The following is a 15,435-nucleotide window of genomic DNA, read 5'->3' as shown; positions in this document are numbered from 1 at the left end:
TGACTCTCAATCTTGCACACGAAAAAACCTACAAATAATCGGTCTACAACCTACATATAGATTCAGCTTTTCGATGTAACTTGCCGGAGCCGCCGAGCGCTTCCAGCTCAAATACCCCCTTGGGCGGTCAACCGTCCGGGAGCGTTCCCTGAGGCCCCGGTTAATGCTGAGCTTGATAAAACACAGGATCACTCGAATGCAGGTGCTGCGAAAACTACCCATGATCTCTCTTGCACTGATCGGCCTCTGTGCCTCTGCCAGCCTCGCTCAGGCAGCCAGTACAGAGCCCGGAATCGATGCCGTGGTACACACGGCGGCTACCCGGGTCATGCAGGAATATGCCATTCCCGGCCTGGCGATTGCGCTCAGCGTTGAAGGCAAACCGCGCTTCTATTCCTTCGGTGTCGCCTCAAAGGACACCGCTGCCGGGGTGACGCCCGACACGCTGTTCGAGGTGGGCTCGGTCAGCAAAGTATTCACCGCCCTCCTCGCCGCCCAGGCTCAGGGCCAGGGCCTGCTTTCGCTCACCGACAGCATCGAAACGTACTTGCCTGAACTCCAGGGCACGCCCTTGGGCAAGGTACCGCTCATCCATCTGGCGACCCATACCGCCGGCGGCTTTCCATTGCAGTTGCCCGACAACGTGCAGAATCCGCGTCAACTGATGGCTTATTTCAAGGAATGGAAGCCGACGTATGCCGCCGGCTCACAAAGAAGCTACGCCAATCCCAGCATCGGCCTGCTCGGCATGATTACCGCCAACCGCATGCAGCTCCCCTATGTCCAGGCGGTGGAGCAGCAGCTGTTCCCGGCATTGGGCCTGAAAAACAGCTACATCGACGTGCCTGCCAGCAAGATGGCGCTGTACGCCCAGGGCTACGACAAAAAGAACCAGCCCGTCCGGCTGAATGCAGGCTTGCTGGGTAACGAAGCCTATGCCGTGAAAACCAGCGCTCGCGACCTGCTCCATTTCACTGAATTGAACATGGGCCTGGGCAACGTTGCCGAACCGCTGCGTCAGGCCATGGCAGACACGCGCACAGGTTACTTCCAGGTCGGGCCCATGACTCAGGACCTGATCTGGGAGCAGTATCCTTACCCGGCTACGCTCAAGGCGCTGGAGGAAGGCAATTCCAACACGATGGCTTACGAGAACAACCGTGCCATCGCCCTCGACCCGCCGCTGCCCCCACAACAAGCGGTGTGGATCAACAAGACCGGTTCAACCAATGGCTTTGGCGCGTACGTTGTGTTCGTCCCCGAGCACCGTCAGGCAGTGGTGATCCTGGCTAACAAGAACTACCCCAATGCTGCCCGTGTCGAACTGGCCCATGCCATTTTCAATGCGCTGAACTAGGTGCCCTTGCGCACGATATAAATGCTGCCCCGCTCACAACCGGGCAGCACATCGTACTGTTTGAGAGGGCTGAAACCCGCTTGCATGAACTGCGTTTCGAGTTCGATTTTATTCACCACCACCCGCTGAGTGCCATCGAGGTGAGTCGCCGAACGGCCCACGCACACGGACAGGATCAAGGTGTCGCGGCTGACTCGATGAAGCTCGCGCAAGATGGCCAGTCGATGCGCGCTGTCGTGCACATGATGGAACAGCTGCATGCAAAAGATGCTGTCCACCGCGTTCTCGGACATGTCGATAGAGAACACTGAGCTTTTGAATGTCTTGATACGCGTCAGCAAGTGGGCTGAATGATGGGTCTGCGCATGATCGAGCATGCCCTGGGAGGGGTCGGCGGCCAGAATCACCCGATTTTCGTGCTCAGCCAGTACGGGCCAGAAGCGCCCGGCGCCGCAGGCCAGATCCAGGACCAGGCCCGGCTCCCCTGCTACCTTGAGGGCACGGCGAACCAGACACTTTTCGCGCCACACGGCCAATCGCCGGGCAAACCCTTGCGGGCGCACTTGTAGACAGACCCGCGCATGCTCACGGTCATAACGCTCGGCGAATTCAAGCTCAGTGGTGGACGGTAGCTGCGATGACATGGCCCGCGGACTCTGGCGTTTAATGATCTTCGGCACAGAGACTAACGGCACGCCAGTGAAAAAATTGTCAGAAAGGGATGAAAAGTACACATCGTTTTTATACCCCCCTGCCCTTGGCCATTGATGAGTCGATCAAGGCTGCGTCCGGCTGTGCGCTTGCCGGAGCATGTCGTTGACGGACGCGGCCTTGCTCCGCTGTGGCGCTGCGCCTTACGCCTGCTGCAGGTACCAGCGCCAATCCTGCTCCCCGACTTCCCCCATGAACTGGCGGTATTCTTCGTTTTTGACCGCCAGGTAAACCTTCAAAAATTCCGGCCCGAAGGCTTCTTTGGCCCATGCTGAGCCTTGCAGCGCGCGCAGGGTGGTCAACCAGTCGGTGGGCAATCTTTCGCTGGTCTGGGCATAGCCGTTGCCTTCAACCGGAGCACCCGGATCCAGCTGCTCGCGGATCCCGCGATGAATCCCGGCCAAAATGGCTGCCGCGGCTAGGTAAGGATTGGCGTCCGCACCGCAAATACGGTGTTCGATGTGTCGCGAGAACGCCGGGCCACCCGGCACACGCAAGCTCACCGTGCGGTTGTCCACGCCCCAGGTCGCCGCCAGTGGCGCATAGCTGTTGCTTTGAAAGCGACGATAAGAGTTGGCATTGGGGCAGAACATCAACAGCGAATCGAGCAACGTACTGAGCATTCCGCCCACCGCGTGCCTGAGCAAGGGCGTACCGTCCGGGGCCTCGCTGGCGAACAGATTGTTGCCGTCCTGATCGGCCAGACTCACATGCATGTGCATGCCGGTACCGGCCAGATCATCAAACGGCTTGGCCATGAAACAGGCCACCATCCCGTGCTTGTGCGCCACGCCCTTGACCAGACGCTTGTAGCGCACAGCTTCGTCCATCGCCTGCAAAGCATCGCTGCGATGCTCCAAAGTGATCTCCACCTGCCCCGGTGCGTACTCGGAAATCGCCGTGCGTGCCGGAATCCCCTGCAATTTGCAGGCGCTGTACAGGTCCGCCAAAAATGGCTCGATCTGCTCCAGTTCGCGCAGGCCATACACTTGGGTGGCACGCGGGCGCTGACCATCGGCGTCACGGGCCGGTTGCGGCCGGCCATTGCTATCGCGCTGCTGATCGAGCAAATAGAACTCCAGCTCTGCCGCCATCACCGGGTAATAACCGTCCGCCTTGAGCTCATCAATCACTTTGGCCAGCAAATGTCGGGGGTCGGCCACGGTGGCGGGCATGCCTTGCTGCGGGTGCATGCTGACCTGCACCGCCGCCATTGGCATCAGGCGCCACGGTATGCGCTGCAAACTGCCACTGATCGGGTAGGCCCGGCAGTCTATATCGCCCACGTCCCACACCAGTCCGGTGTTTTCGACATCATCGCCCTGGATGCTCAAGCCCAGAATCGTGCTCGGTAACGGCCGTCCACTCTCATACACCGCCAGCAACTCATCACGGTGCAACAACTTGCCCCGGGGCACGCCGTTATTGTCGAGGATGAACAGCTCGAACATCTCGATATCCGGGTTCAGTTGCAGAAAATCCAGGGCTTCTTGCGGCGCAGCAAAAGGAGAAGTGGCACTCATGGGAATACTCGTCATTTCGTATCTGACAGGCGCACAGGTGCGCCGATTCAGCCGAGCCCCTTAGGGGCATCGACCATCAAGACTTAACGGAACAGACCAGAATCCGGCGGGCGGGCGTGACGACAGTGATACAAGGCCCAAAAGGCCAGTTTTGAAGGGAGCGTGTGCAGACTGGAGGCAGGCTGGGTAAAAAATCGATCGGGTACAAGACACAGCAGAGTGTCCTGCATGTCCCGACGACCGATTATGCCCATTCGCCCAACGCCCATGACCCGCAACCGTGTTACCGAAGATCCGGCAGCCTCACACGACCGACCGGACACATTAAATGCAGAGTTTTCGACCTTTGGATGCCACACGACTAAACATTGAAGCTCATACCCGTTATGGGGGCTCCTCCTTAAACGTAGAGATTCGGCCTGCCTCGGGCAGATGAACGCGTATTCATTGAACGTATTTAAAACCGGTGAAGTCGGATCCTGTGTCTATCCTTCCTGGGCATCGCTTGCATCGCGAACCTGAAGCATTTTTTTGACTCTAAGGAGCTCCCATGACCAGAACGGTTGCCGATTTCATCACCGAAACTTTGCAGCAAGCCGGCGTCAAGCGGGTGTATGGCGTGGTCGGTGACTCCTTGAACGGTTTTACTGACTCGCTGCGCCGTCAGGAACAAATCCAGTGGGTTCATACGCGTAATGAAGAATCTGCCGCCTTTGCAGCCGGGGCCGAAGCACACTTGACCGGTGAACTCGCGGTTTGTGCCGGAAGTTGCGGTCCCGGCAACTTGCATCTGATCAATGGTTTGTTCGACGCCCATCGCAGCGGAGTACCGGTTCTGGCCCTGGCGGCACATATTCCCGGCAGCGAAATCGGGATTGATTATTTTCAGGCAACTCACCCTGAGAGCCTGTTTAGAGAATGCAGCCACTACGTTGAACTGGTGTCTCGAGCCGAGCAGTTACCGCAAATCCTCGAGCGGGCCATGCGGACTGCCATCGCCCTGCGCGGGGTTGCAGTGGTGGTAATTCCGGGAGATGTAGCCCTGCAAGCCTGCGAAACCAAGGTACCTAACTGGCTTAAACCCACACTGCCACTCATACGACCTGACGACACTGATATCCGCCACCTGGCGTCGTTTCTCAATGATGGCAAAAAAGTCACGTTGCTGTGTGGCGCTGGCTGCGCGGGAGCCCACGACGAAATCCTGGCGCTGGCAGAACGCCTGCAAGCGCCCATCGTGCATGCGCTGCGCGGCAAGGAGCACGTCGAGTATGACAACCCTTACGATGTTGGCATGACCGGACTGATTGGCTTTGCTTCCGGCTATAAGGCGATGATGAATTGCGACACCTTGTTGATGCTCGGTACCAACTTCCCTTATCGCCAGTTTTACCCCGAGCACGGCCATATCGCGCAAGTCGATTTGCGTGTGCAAGCGCTGGGCAATCGCTGCCCTCTGGAACTGGGGTTAGTGGGCGATGTAAAGCAAACGCTGCTGGCTGTTCTGCCCCATGTGCTGAAAAATCCTGACCGCGGCCATCTGGACGCCGCGCTCAAGGATTACAAAAAAGCCCGCGAAGACCTCGATGCACTGGCTGAGAGCAGCCCGAACAGCTCGATCATTCACCCGCAGTACCTTAATCGACTGGTCAGTGAACTGGCTGAAGACGATGCCATTTTCACCTGCGATGTCGGCACCCCTACTGCTTGGGCTGCACGCTACCTGAAGATGAATGGCAAGCGGCGATTGGTGGGTTCGTTCAATCATGGGTCAATGGCCAACGCCATGTTGCAAGCGATTGGCGCGCAAGCCGCTTTTCCTGACAGACAGGTAATTTCCATGTCGGGTGATGGTGGCTTCACCATGATGATGGGCGATTTCCTGACGCTGAATCAGGTGGGGCTACCAATCAAAATCATTGTGCTCAACAACGGCACCCTGGGTTTTGTTGAAATGGAAATGAAAGCCGCCGGATTCCCCGATGTGGGCTGTAACCTGAAAAACCCCAACTTCGCGGCAATGGCCGAAGCCATGGGTGTCAGGGGAATTCGCGTGGAACATCCGGAAGAATTGGAAACAGCCCTGCGCGAGGCCTTCAGCCATAACGGCCCGGTATTGGTCGACGTGGTAAGCGCCCGCCAGGAACTGGTCATGCCGCCGACCAAAACATTTGAGCAAGCCAAGGGTTTTAGCCTGTTCATGCTCAAAACCGTAATGGACGGCCGGGCGCGAGAGTTAATTGACCTGGCCAAGGTCAATATGTGGCGCTGACCTCGTCCCGTCTAAATAAGCCCTCGGGCGCCAGCCCAAGGGCTTTGCCCTCTGCGGGTCTCAGCGTGAATGAAAACGCCGGTTCAACGCGATTCTTTTCGCCAGGATAATGCGCGCACGTCGGCGCCGGACAGCCACCACCCCTCCCCAGAGACTGCCCATCAGCAGGAGCACGCCCGCCGACCAGAATACGTAAGGCATGGCGTTGAACTGCAACCCAAGCCAGAGCCCCGCCTGCCCGATCAGCGTACCGCTGTCCTCTGCCGCCCAGACCGGCGACGTACTGAGCAGACTGCATGCAGCAACGCTGGAAACCCGCCATGACATTCGCTGATTCATGGCTCTGCACCGCCGACACGGGTCAAGGCCAAGACTGATAAAAATAACGTTCTGCGCGATATCACTTACATCCCCCTGATCGTCTAAATAAAGGCTCATTGCCCGGAAACAAAGAACCTAGACCTTAAACACAGCGGATTGTTGCGTGAAGTGTAAAAAACATCTCTTTGCGATGGGGATGCCGTTGAGTTTGCGAACGCGCCTCTCAATCGAATAGTATACGTTTCATATACATTTCATATTGAGTCATTCAATGGGCATCGTGAAAATCTCAGACCACCTGCATGAAAACCTGCGGGTCGCCAGCAACGCACTGAGCCGCTCGATCAACGCGCAGGCCGAGCACTGGATACGGATCGGTATGTTGACCGAACTGCACCCCAACCTTGATCACAATCAGATCTGCCGCTTGCTGGTACGAGCGGAGCTGGCAGGCGACCTCGATTTGAAGCAGCTGTGCGAGCTGGTCGAGGTTGCCCAAAACGTCCAAAACCCTAGCGGAGCCAAACAATGAGAGCCAACGTCACCCTCAATAGCCCGGCGCAAATCGCCCAATCCAAAGTGGCGGGCAAATTGGCTGCCGAGGTCCTGGCCATGATCGGCCAACACGTGAAGGCAGGTGTGACCACCGACCAGCTGGATCAGATCTGCCATGACTACATCGTGAATGTACAGAAGGCCATCCCCGGCAATGTGGGCTATCACGGCTTTCCGAAAACCGTTTGTGCGTCGGTCAACGAGGTGGTGTGCCACGGCATTCCGTCGAATCGCGTGCTGAATGATGGCGATATCGTGAATATCGATATCGCCGTGATCAAGGATGGATGGTACGGCGATACCAGCCGCATGTACTTCGTGGGGGAGCCCGATCCGCAAGCCCGGCATCTGGTCAAGACCACCTACGACGCCATGTGCGCCGGCATCCGCGTGGTCCGACCCGGCGCAACACTGGGCGACATCGGGCATGCCATTCAATCGGTGGCAGAGAAACAGGGATTCAGTGTGGTGCGTGAATATTGCGGCCACGGCATCGGCAAGGTGTACCACGACGAGCCGCAAGTCCTGCATTACGGCTACCCCGGCCAAGGCATGAAGCTCAAGACCGGGATGATTTTCACCATCGAACCCATGCTCAACGCCGGCAAGCGTCATGTAAAAACCCTTGCCGACCAGTGGACCGTGGTCACCAAGGATTTGTCATTGTCAGCCCAGTGGGAACACATGGTGGCGGTCACGGACACCGGCTTTGAAGTACTGAGCCCATGGCCTGACAGCGTGGATGACTACCCGGTAATTACCTGACTCGAGGGTAGGCTCACGGGACAATATCGGCGCAGAGTCACGCATGTTGGCGCATGACGACCAACGAAGAAAAACCGGAGCCTGCCATTTTATTCAGATCACAAACGAGCGCCCTCAAACGGGAGCACAACCTCGATACGCTGGTCATTTTTATCATAAGACCAGCGATCCAAATCCAATAGCCAAAGCTGCTCAATCGTCAGTTCGTAAAAACTGCGCTTTTCTGATTGCTTGAATTCAGCGAGCGGAAGCACCCATTGCGCCCTGATACGCTCATCGGGGAAATTTATCCGGTAATAGCTTTCGTGAGCCGATTGAACCTCGTCGTCCGGTACTGAACGAGCAGTGCCGCAGAACTGTATGCCATCAAGCCCGACCGGCGGGGCCTCAGCACCTAAATCCGTCCTGAATAAAGAGCCTGAGAGCACTGATACTTGTTCAATGTTACGTGAGTGCCGGGCATCCGACATCGAGTACCACAACAGTGTTTGCGTTTCACTTCGATAAACATAGTTGACGGTGGATGCCCACGCCTCACCGTCTGCCGACACCGTCGCCAATGTGACAAAGCGAGTGGTATTCAACAGTCTTAGGCATCTCTCTTCCAAGGAAAGTGTCATGGGGTGTTCCTTCTTGGAACGGGAGCATCGTTCACTAAACGGGCGTCCAGAATTTCCCACCACTCATCTTGCTCAACCCGTTTCTTTTCCCAGCTTTCGATATGGGAGCGTGCCGAAACAGCTTTACGATAAGCCCCCCATGCTGCTTCATCAGCAAACGATATCCAGTGTTCAACGGAATGAACATGGGGGGCAATGGTTTGCACATACCACCGGGGATTAGACGCCATGTCCAGGCCATCATAAAACCAAGCTTCCCGCTCCCGAACCCACTCCCAAAACTCGGCATGTCGGGATCTGGCTTTTGCACTAGGACGAAGCAAATAGATGAGGTGCAACATATGAATCTCCTTTACAAATGCGTTAAAAGACGCCAGTCCGCGCTTAAACTCGATTTGAATCGCGTTTTATAGTCTTGGGCAAAGCGGTAATTATGCTGGCGCACAGCATCTCGATTAAACGTATCTTCACCAGAAATCACCACCGCCGCCAAAGGTTCAATCAAACTTCCACGCTTGGCTTTGGCCTCTAATGCAGAAGTGGAGAGGCAGCACTTTTTCAGCCCGTGAAATGCCGCGTAATCCAGAGAAAGATAATAGGTGAGTACAAAATAGCGGTAGTCGTTGTCAGCCAACGTGTAATCGGACCCAAAGTATCGTGCGTGCAGGGATTCGCCAAATTTATAAAAGACCGTTACAGCACTCACTTGATCCCCCCGTTCGGCAAGCACAGCAATGGCACTGTGAATGACGCCGGACTTTCTTTGCCCCCTTAAGTTTTCAATCATCCACTGTTTATCTTGAGCCGATCCATACTTGTTTCGATTATTGGTAATGAGCGTCGCCACACGGTCATCTAAATCACTCGTCAGCGGAAGCCACCGCACCTTGTTTTCATATTTTTCAAATGCCGCAATTTCTGCCTTGCTTCGTACACGATCATGAGACCGCCAGGAGTCGAGCATCTCCGTTAATCCTCCTGCGGGTACAGGCATCACGGCTTCTGCTGCATGCAGGAGGACATGAGCTTCAGGCGTACAGTCGACAATTTCCAATGCTCGACGCAGAGGCATGTACGGGATCAGAAATCCAGAAAAGTTGTGCTCGCTCGCATACGTACAGCCAGAGTAAAACACTTGGCGAAGCGCCTCCTGGCGGCTGGCACCCTGGGTACAGACAAGCTCATTATGGGTACTGCGACGGGCTCCCCCCCAGAGATACTTGTTCCCCCACTGTTCCGACATATTGGGGAACAGAGCTTGAGGAGTGAACAGTGTGGTCCCTGCGTCTCCAGTCCAGAGCGGGCAACCAGCCAAGAGCCCGGAGGCCCCGTAGACTTTCAAAATATCGGCGGGGCCCTGCGCATGCTCCAGGCTTGCAAGCCAGTCATATGAATTATAAAAATTCTCATCGTTTATCAAACCGTCCCACTCATGTCGATCAACATAAGCAGCCAGGCAAGAAACGGCAGAGGTTAAATCACTTCCACGACCTTTTTTAAAGGAATGAGCGACGGCGTCCATTTCAGTGCCCCATGCTGCAATCTAAGATGGCCGCATGGGGGGAGTCTTTGTAGTTCTTCCAATAGTGCGCGCCTAAACGTTCAAGCCCTTCTGGCGTGGGCTGATTTTTTCGCCAGTGCACCCTCTTGAAGCCTGCTTGATTCAAGGCTCTCTCGAGCGCGTCGGCAGTCCAATAATAGGCTGTCACTTGGATATCATAAGGGGGCTGACATAGATCCAGGGTCACTTCAGAGGCATCACGCGCATTGTCATCGCCTGCCGGAATAAGTCGCAAACCATAGGTTTCATAGTAATCAGGACGGGGACAATAATCAGGGTGGATAGGCAGCGTGATGAGCCTTCCGCCCGGTTTAAGCAACGATGCCATGCTTGCACACATGGCATCGAGCGTAGAAACATCCCCCGCGTACGGAAGCACATAGATAGCAACAACCACATCAAATTTATTCAACAAGTCCGAATTGATCGCCGTCGTAAATTCAATACCCAGTTGCTCTTTTTCCTCCCGACGCCTTGCATAATCAAGCATGCCCATTGATTGATCGTAACCAACAACCCTGTGCGCCCCTTGTTTTTTCAGCATTCGTGAATACAGCCCGTTGCCGCAGCCGAAGTCAAAAATATCCAGCCCTGAGACGTCACCAAGGGCGTCAAAAACAGAAGGAATTTCACAGTACTTTCTGAACGGCCATTCAGCCATATTTTCATAAAGTGCTGCCAGCTCATCAAATTGACTGGTCATCGATAATTCATCCCTGATAATGCGTGAATGAGTACAATTGAGCCGTGAAATATTCGCGACCGACGCACTGGCGTCAGGACCGAAAAAAAACTGTAGATTAATACTTTAGTCTTCGCAAATATCAAACAGAGATAACGCTTCCGTGTTTTACACAATTTAATCCTGCCCCCTGCAAGCGGCATATAAACTAACGTACGGTATATTTTTAATTTCCATTCAATCTAAGCGATATCATCAGATGCGCTAGGGTCCTCTGAGCCCTTCTTAGCGCGGGGGAGATTCAATATTTATAAGGCAGCGACGGTCCAGGGAGGTAACTCGATGTTCAGAAAATCAATGCTTGATAGTGTTATGGGAGGGCTGGTTGTTTCGTGTCAGGCACTGGAACATGAGCCTTTACATGGCTCCCTTCACATGAGCGCCATGGCATTAGCTGCGGCCGAGGCTGGCGCAGCAGGTATCATTGCGAATGGAGTATCCGATATTGCCGCGATAAAAAACTGCATATCCTTACCTGTCATTGGAGTCTTGACCGCTCGTTACCCGCAATCAGATATCACGCTGACCCCTACCCTGTTAGAAATCGCAACGCTGGCGAGGGAAGCACCGGACATGATCGGGCTGGATGCTACTGATCGCAGGCGCCCCAACGGGGAGTCACTCGAGGGCTTTATCGAAGCCATACGCTCGCAGTTTCCAGACCTGTTACTGATGGCCGAAATCGCAACTGTCGAAGAAGCCATTTACGTACAATCCCTGAAGTTTGATTGCATCTCCACAGCCGCCTACGGCGCCACGCCAAATACGGCCGGAAAACGACTGTATCAGGATGATTTCGCACATTTTACAGCCATACGCCAGGTCGTTTCCCAGTGCCCGCTGGTTGCTGAAGGAGGAGTCGGTAGCCCTGAACACGCTTGCCGGGTGCTCCAGTTAGGAGCTGACATAGTCGTGGTGGGAAGCGCGATAACCCGGCCACAAGTCATTACCGAGTCGTTCATCAATGCGATGATTGAAGGTCGCCGCCCGTCCGCCTTGCACGGCTAGCAATCACCACCGACATGCCTGCGCGCCCATAGGGCAACTGCCTGATGGCGATTGCCCCGCAAATTGAGCATCCAGGTCTGCAGGCAATACACCACTCACGACAACCTGACCTCGCCGCGGATCAATCCGAATGGGGCGCTTCCCGGACGCCCTCCATGTTCAAGAGTATCTGCAGCATCGCTTCAGCCTGAGGCCGGGTGGCGTTTCGAAACTCGATAGTGACATCTTCGAAATCCTTCTCTACGCCCTGCTCGACAATGACCTGCCTGATACAGCCCGCGCGCTCACCTAAAATCTGTTTCAGATGCATCAGGGACAACGAGCCGGCCGGGGCCACCAGCTTGATGACATGCACTTTCATGTAGTCCCGGTACTTCTTTTCCAGAGGGCCTATCGCGACCAGGATCGTCAGGATAATGAGCGTGGCCACAGTACCCAGCACATAAAGCCCACCACCGACGGCTAACCCTATCGCTGCGACCGCCCACAGACTGGCAGCTGTGGTCAGCCCCTTGATCACTTCACCGCGCAGAAGAATCGAACCGGCGCCCAGAAAGCCAATGCCGGTGACAACCTGGGCCGCAATACGAGAAGGGTCCAACTGAGTACCGGTCTGGGTCAACGCCTGCTGGAAGCCGAAAGCCGAGACCATCATGAACAGGCATGACCCGGTTGCCACCAGCATGTGCGTGCGCAGGCCAGCCGTCCAAAACAGGTGTTCGCGCTGAAACCCGACCAAGCTGCCCAGCACCACCGCCAACAATAAACGCAGACACATTTCCCAATCAGAAATCATAAGACCTCCCTGTCCCGATGCGAGTCGAAACGACTCTGAGCCTAAGCAGCATAGAACGCCTTGCATCCAGGTCGGTTTTTTTCACGACCCAGGCCGAGCAGCAACGCAGTGCTTTAGCTGATAGCGACTGACTTCAGGCCCAGTGCTCAGCAGTAATGCGCCCATGAGGATATTTTTATGAAGACCATCACGAATTCACCCATCTCCGATAAAAAATATTTACATACGATTGCAAATGATTACTATTAACGCGCATTCATTCTGAAGGATATGCGTCAGTGATACGAACCTCTCCGGTGTTTTCCCGGCTACAAAAAGGGGACAACGTCTACGGCCTGCTCAACTCTCTGCCTTCGCCGATGCTGTGCGAAATGCTCGCGTTTGCGGGCTACGATTTCGTCATTCTCGACCTTGAGCACTTGCTGCGTTCTGAAGAAGACCTCATGCATTGTGTCCGTGCCTGTGAGGCCGCAGGCATTTCGCCTTGGCTGCGTATCCCTCAAGTGGATGAAAAGCTGATCGGCCGCGCACTGGATGCCGGTATCGAAGCCATCGTGCTGTCACGCACCGAAAGTGCTGCGCAAGTTCAACGCGCCATCGAAGCAGCCTTCTTTCCTCCCTTGGGAAAACGCGGAATCACCGGCGGCCGCATTACCGGATTCGGGCGCCTGCCCTTGCCCGAGTACATCGCCCTGGCCAACCGTCAAACCCCCATTATTCCCATGATCGAAAGCCGCGCCGGGGTCGACGCGCTTGGCGAAATCCTCAAGCTGCCGGGTGTCGGCATGATCATGGAAGGCGCACTGGACCTGTCCCTCGACCTCGGCCTGGGGCCAGACCCTCTTCATCCTCAAGTCTGGCAAATGCTGCAAGACATGGCTGATGCCTGCCTCAGCGCCACAATCCCGTTCTGCGCAAACCCGCGTACGGCTGAACAGAACACGCTGTGGCGCGCGCGCGGGATTCAAAGTTTTCTGGCCGGGGAAGACCGCGGCTTGCTGCACAACGCATTGAAAGCCCGCCTGCACTCTCTCCAATAGCAAAAATATGAGCCAACGTCGCCCAAATGAAAATAACAACAACACCCCTGCATTTTTCACTCAGCCTTCTCACATTGGGCATCTGTCACGCTGCCATCGCTGCTGAACCACCCAGCGAATTGACCACGGCCCCCGCCAGTAGCGTGCAACTGGCGCCCATGACGATTCAGGGCGATGTTCTCGGTACGGCCAGTGACCAAGAGGTGCGCACCTATGCCGGCAGCCGTAGCGTTATCGACGCCAGCGAACTGAAAAAAGCCAGCGTCCGCGGCCTGGACGACGCGCTGCAACGGGTCCCCGGGGTCAAGATCTTTGACGAAACCGGCACAGGCGCTTTGCCACAGATTTCAGTACGCGGCTTGTACGAAAGTCGCAGCGGCAGAATCCAGGCGCTATCGGACGGTATTCCTCTGGCCCTGGCGCCCTACGGCCAGACCGGCCTGTCACTGTTTCCAATGACCATGGCGACGGTCGACCGCATTGATATCGTGCGTGGGGGCGCAGCGGTGCAATACGGCCCGAACAACGTCGGCGGGGTGATCAACTTCATCAGCAAGCCGATTCCGCATACGTGGGAAACCACGCTGCAGGAGAAAATCACGTTCAACCCCGCTGGCCGCCAGTTGTGGGACAGCTACCTGGGAACCGGCGGCTACCTGACCGACAACTTCGGCCTGCAACTGGACATCAACACCCTGAGTGGCGAATACGGGCGCGAACACTCCGACACCGATGTGCAGAACTACCGCCTGCGCGGTCAGTGGAACATCGATGACGATCGCGATCTGAGCTTCGGCATCCAGCGCTACAAGGCCGACATGGACCTGGCCGGAGCCCTCAGCGTCCAGGACTACAAGCATGATCCGCGGCAATCGACGCGCCCGCTGGACCGTTTCGAGGGTGACACCAACCGCGTATGGGGCACCTATACCCAACGGCTGGGCGCCATGGGGCCGTTCGACTCAGTCGAGTTCAGCTGGACCAACTTCGCCCACGACAGCTACCGCAATTTCGTGGTCGGACTGCCCTTCACACCTGACGGAACAGCGGTGACCAAACAGGATGGCCCGCGCGACTTTAAAGTCTGGGGGACGGAGCCGCGTATCAGTGCCACCATCGATGGCGACACTGTCGGGCAGACCTGGTTGCTGGGTGCCCGTTATGTGAGCGAAGACATCGACTACAAAGTGAATCGCCAGAACATCACGACCGGCGTCACCGCGCCTTTCCGGGACTGGAAGTTTGATGACGACGCCCGTGCGTTCTACATCAGCAATGCCATCACCCTGCTCGATCATCGCCTGACAATCACCCCGGGCGTGCGCTACGAAAACGCCCGCATGGATTACGCTGACGGTATCACCGGAGCCGCCCGCGAGAACAAATCAGAAGAGTGGCTGCCGGGCCTGACTGTGGGTTATCAGGCGACCGACACCTGGTACGTCTACGCCAACGCCCAGAAGTCCCTGCGTCCACCGCAAGTCACGCAAATCGTCAAGGAAGGCGATGTCGGCGCAGAGCTGGCGTGGAACTATGAGACTGGCGTGCGCTACACCCCTTGGGACGGCCTGCGCGCCGACTTCAACCTGTACCGGATCGATTTCGACGACCAGATCGTCTACAACGCCACCACTGACCGCTTCGACAACCTTGGCAGCACACGTCACCAGGGCTTCGAGACCGAGTTGTTCTGGACGCCCGAAGCGCTGCCGGCTCTGGACCTGCATGCCAGCTATGCGTACCTCGATGCCAAACAGCGCAACGGCACATTCAAGGGCAACGAAGTGCCGTATTCCTCGCGCAATCAGTTCACCATCGATGGTCGCTACCGTTTTGCCGAGCACTGGACCTATAACCTCGATGGTCTGTATATCAGCAGCGCCTATACCGATGCCGACAACTCCAGAGATGAAAACGCCACTGCCAGCGTAGGCAAACTGCCTGCTTACTGGGTGTGGAACACCGCCCTTGAACGTGAGTTCGAGTTGGCCGACAAGAGCCTCCTGACCACGTCAGTGGGCATCAGCAACCTGTTCAACCGCGAATACTACTTCCGCGGTATCGACACCAGCCCTTGGGGTCGTCAACCCGCGCCAGAGCGCTCGCTCACCCTAGGCGTCAACTACCGCTTCTAAACCGCGCACTTGCGCCTCTGCAAACCAGT

Annotated in this window: 15 protein-coding genes; 7 read left to right on the top strand and 8 right to left on the bottom strand. The window is 56.1% G+C overall.

What is annotated here, in order from left to right:
* Window positions 1-196: 196 nt before the first annotated feature.
* Window positions 197-1,357 carry a class C beta-lactamase gene (gene ampC, locus DQN55_RS06930; RefSeq protein WP_048382382.1) on the top strand — a complete coding sequence of 387 codons (1,161 nt, stop codon included), beginning with the start codon at window positions 197-199 and terminating at the stop codon, window positions 1,355-1,357.
* Here the strand turns inward: ampC and DQN55_RS06925 are convergent.
* Entirely contained in the window at window positions 1,354-2,001 is a 648-nt protein-coding gene (locus tag DQN55_RS06925) for a class I SAM-dependent methyltransferase (protein ID WP_048382381.1), read from the bottom strand. The genes ampC and DQN55_RS06925 overlap by 4 nt on opposite strands.
* A gap of 210 nt (window positions 2,002-2,211) precedes the next feature.
* Window positions 2,212-3,591, bottom strand: coding sequence for a glutamine synthetase family protein (locus DQN55_RS06920; protein ID WP_048382380.1), 1,380 nt, complete (start codon window positions 3,589-3,591; stop codon window positions 2,212-2,214).
* A gap of 550 nt (window positions 3,592-4,141) precedes the next feature.
* Between DQN55_RS06920 and poxB the strand changes: the two genes are divergently transcribed.
* Window positions 4,142-5,863: a ubiquinone-dependent pyruvate dehydrogenase gene (gene poxB, locus DQN55_RS06915; RefSeq protein WP_048382379.1), complete on the top strand. Its 1,722-nt coding sequence runs from the start codon at window positions 4,142-4,144 to the stop codon at window positions 5,861-5,863.
* A 60-nt stretch (window positions 5,864-5,923) separates the two neighbouring features.
* On the opposite strand, the gene DQN55_RS06910 is transcribed toward poxB, so the two are convergent.
* The gene (locus tag DQN55_RS06910; protein WP_126514204.1) at window positions 5,924-6,202 is read right to left on the bottom strand and encodes a hypothetical protein; all 279 of its coding nucleotides are present in this window, start codon (window positions 6,200-6,202) and stop codon (window positions 5,924-5,926) included.
* A gap of 253 nt (window positions 6,203-6,455) precedes the next feature.
* On the opposite strand from DQN55_RS06910, the gene DQN55_RS06905 reads away from it, so the two are divergent.
* Together DQN55_RS06905 and map are read left to right on the top strand one after the other, a co-directional pair.
* The gene (locus tag DQN55_RS06905; RefSeq protein WP_048382377.1) at window positions 6,456-6,716 is read left to right on the top strand and encodes a ParD-like family protein; all 261 of its coding nucleotides are present in this window, start codon (window positions 6,456-6,458) and stop codon (window positions 6,714-6,716) included.
* Entirely contained in the window at window positions 6,713-7,504 is a 792-nt protein-coding gene (gene map, locus DQN55_RS06900) for a type I methionyl aminopeptidase (protein WP_048382376.1), read from the top strand. Before DQN55_RS06905 ends, map begins: the two co-directional genes overlap by 4 nt.
* A 98-nt stretch (window positions 7,505-7,602) precedes the next feature.
* On the opposite strand, the gene DQN55_RS06895 is transcribed toward map, so the two are convergent.
* From DQN55_RS06895 to DQN55_RS06880, 4 genes are read right to left on the bottom strand one after another with little or no spacing between them, the layout of a single operon-like run.
* Window positions 7,603-8,124: a pyridoxamine 5'-phosphate oxidase family protein gene (locus DQN55_RS06895; protein WP_048382375.1), complete on the bottom strand. Its 522-nt coding sequence runs from the start codon at window positions 8,122-8,124 to the stop codon at window positions 7,603-7,605.
* Window positions 8,121-8,465, bottom strand: a complete 345-nt coding sequence (locus DQN55_RS06890; RefSeq protein ID WP_048382374.1) for a hypothetical protein — start codon at window positions 8,463-8,465, stop codon at window positions 8,121-8,123. Before DQN55_RS06890 ends, DQN55_RS06895 begins: the two co-directional genes overlap by 4 nt.
* A gap of 11 nt (window positions 8,466-8,476) precedes the next feature.
* A complete protein-coding gene (locus DQN55_RS06885; RefSeq protein WP_048382373.1) occupies window positions 8,477-9,646 on the bottom strand; it encodes a hypothetical protein in 1,170 nt (389 codons plus the stop codon).
* A 1-nt stretch (window position 9,647) separates the two neighbouring features.
* Window positions 9,648-10,388, bottom strand: a complete 741-nt coding sequence (locus DQN55_RS06880) for a class I SAM-dependent methyltransferase (protein ID WP_053070933.1) — start codon at window positions 10,386-10,388, stop codon at window positions 9,648-9,650.
* Between the two features lie 321 nt (window positions 10,389-10,709).
* On the opposite strand from DQN55_RS06880, the gene DQN55_RS06875 reads away from it, so the two are divergent.
* Window positions 10,710-11,435, top strand: coding sequence for a putative N-acetylmannosamine-6-phosphate 2-epimerase (locus tag DQN55_RS06875; RefSeq protein ID WP_197714158.1), 726 nt, complete (start codon window positions 10,710-10,712; stop codon window positions 11,433-11,435).
* Between the two features lie 121 nt (window positions 11,436-11,556).
* On the opposite strand, the gene DQN55_RS06870 is transcribed toward DQN55_RS06875, so the two are convergent.
* On the bottom strand, window positions 11,557-12,231 hold the full coding sequence (locus DQN55_RS06870; protein WP_048382371.1) for an MgtC/SapB family protein: 675 nt from the start codon (window positions 12,229-12,231) through the stop codon (window positions 11,557-11,559).
* Window positions 12,232-12,509: 278 nt separating this feature from the next.
* Here DQN55_RS06870 and DQN55_RS06865 point away from each other — a divergent pair, with 278 nt between their 5' ends.
* Together DQN55_RS06865 and DQN55_RS06860 are read left to right on the top strand one after the other, a co-directional pair.
* Window positions 12,510-13,271, top strand: coding sequence for an HpcH/HpaI aldolase family protein (locus DQN55_RS06865; RefSeq protein WP_048382370.1), 762 nt, complete (start codon window positions 12,510-12,512; stop codon window positions 13,269-13,271).
* A gap of 26 nt (window positions 13,272-13,297) precedes the next feature.
* Window positions 13,298-15,406: a TonB-dependent receptor family protein gene (locus DQN55_RS06860; protein WP_048382369.1), complete on the top strand. Its 2,109-nt coding sequence runs from the start codon at window positions 13,298-13,300 to the stop codon at window positions 15,404-15,406.
* Window positions 15,407-15,435: the final 29 nt, after the last annotated feature.

The sequence above is a fragment of the Pseudomonas taetrolens genome (assembly GCF_900475285.1).
GTDB classification, from domain to species: domain Bacteria; phylum Pseudomonadota; class Gammaproteobacteria; order Pseudomonadales; family Pseudomonadaceae; genus Aquipseudomonas; species Aquipseudomonas taetrolens.
The sequence above is the reverse complement of the archived record's forward strand: the minus strand, read 5'-3'. Positions and strand labels throughout refer to the sequence as shown.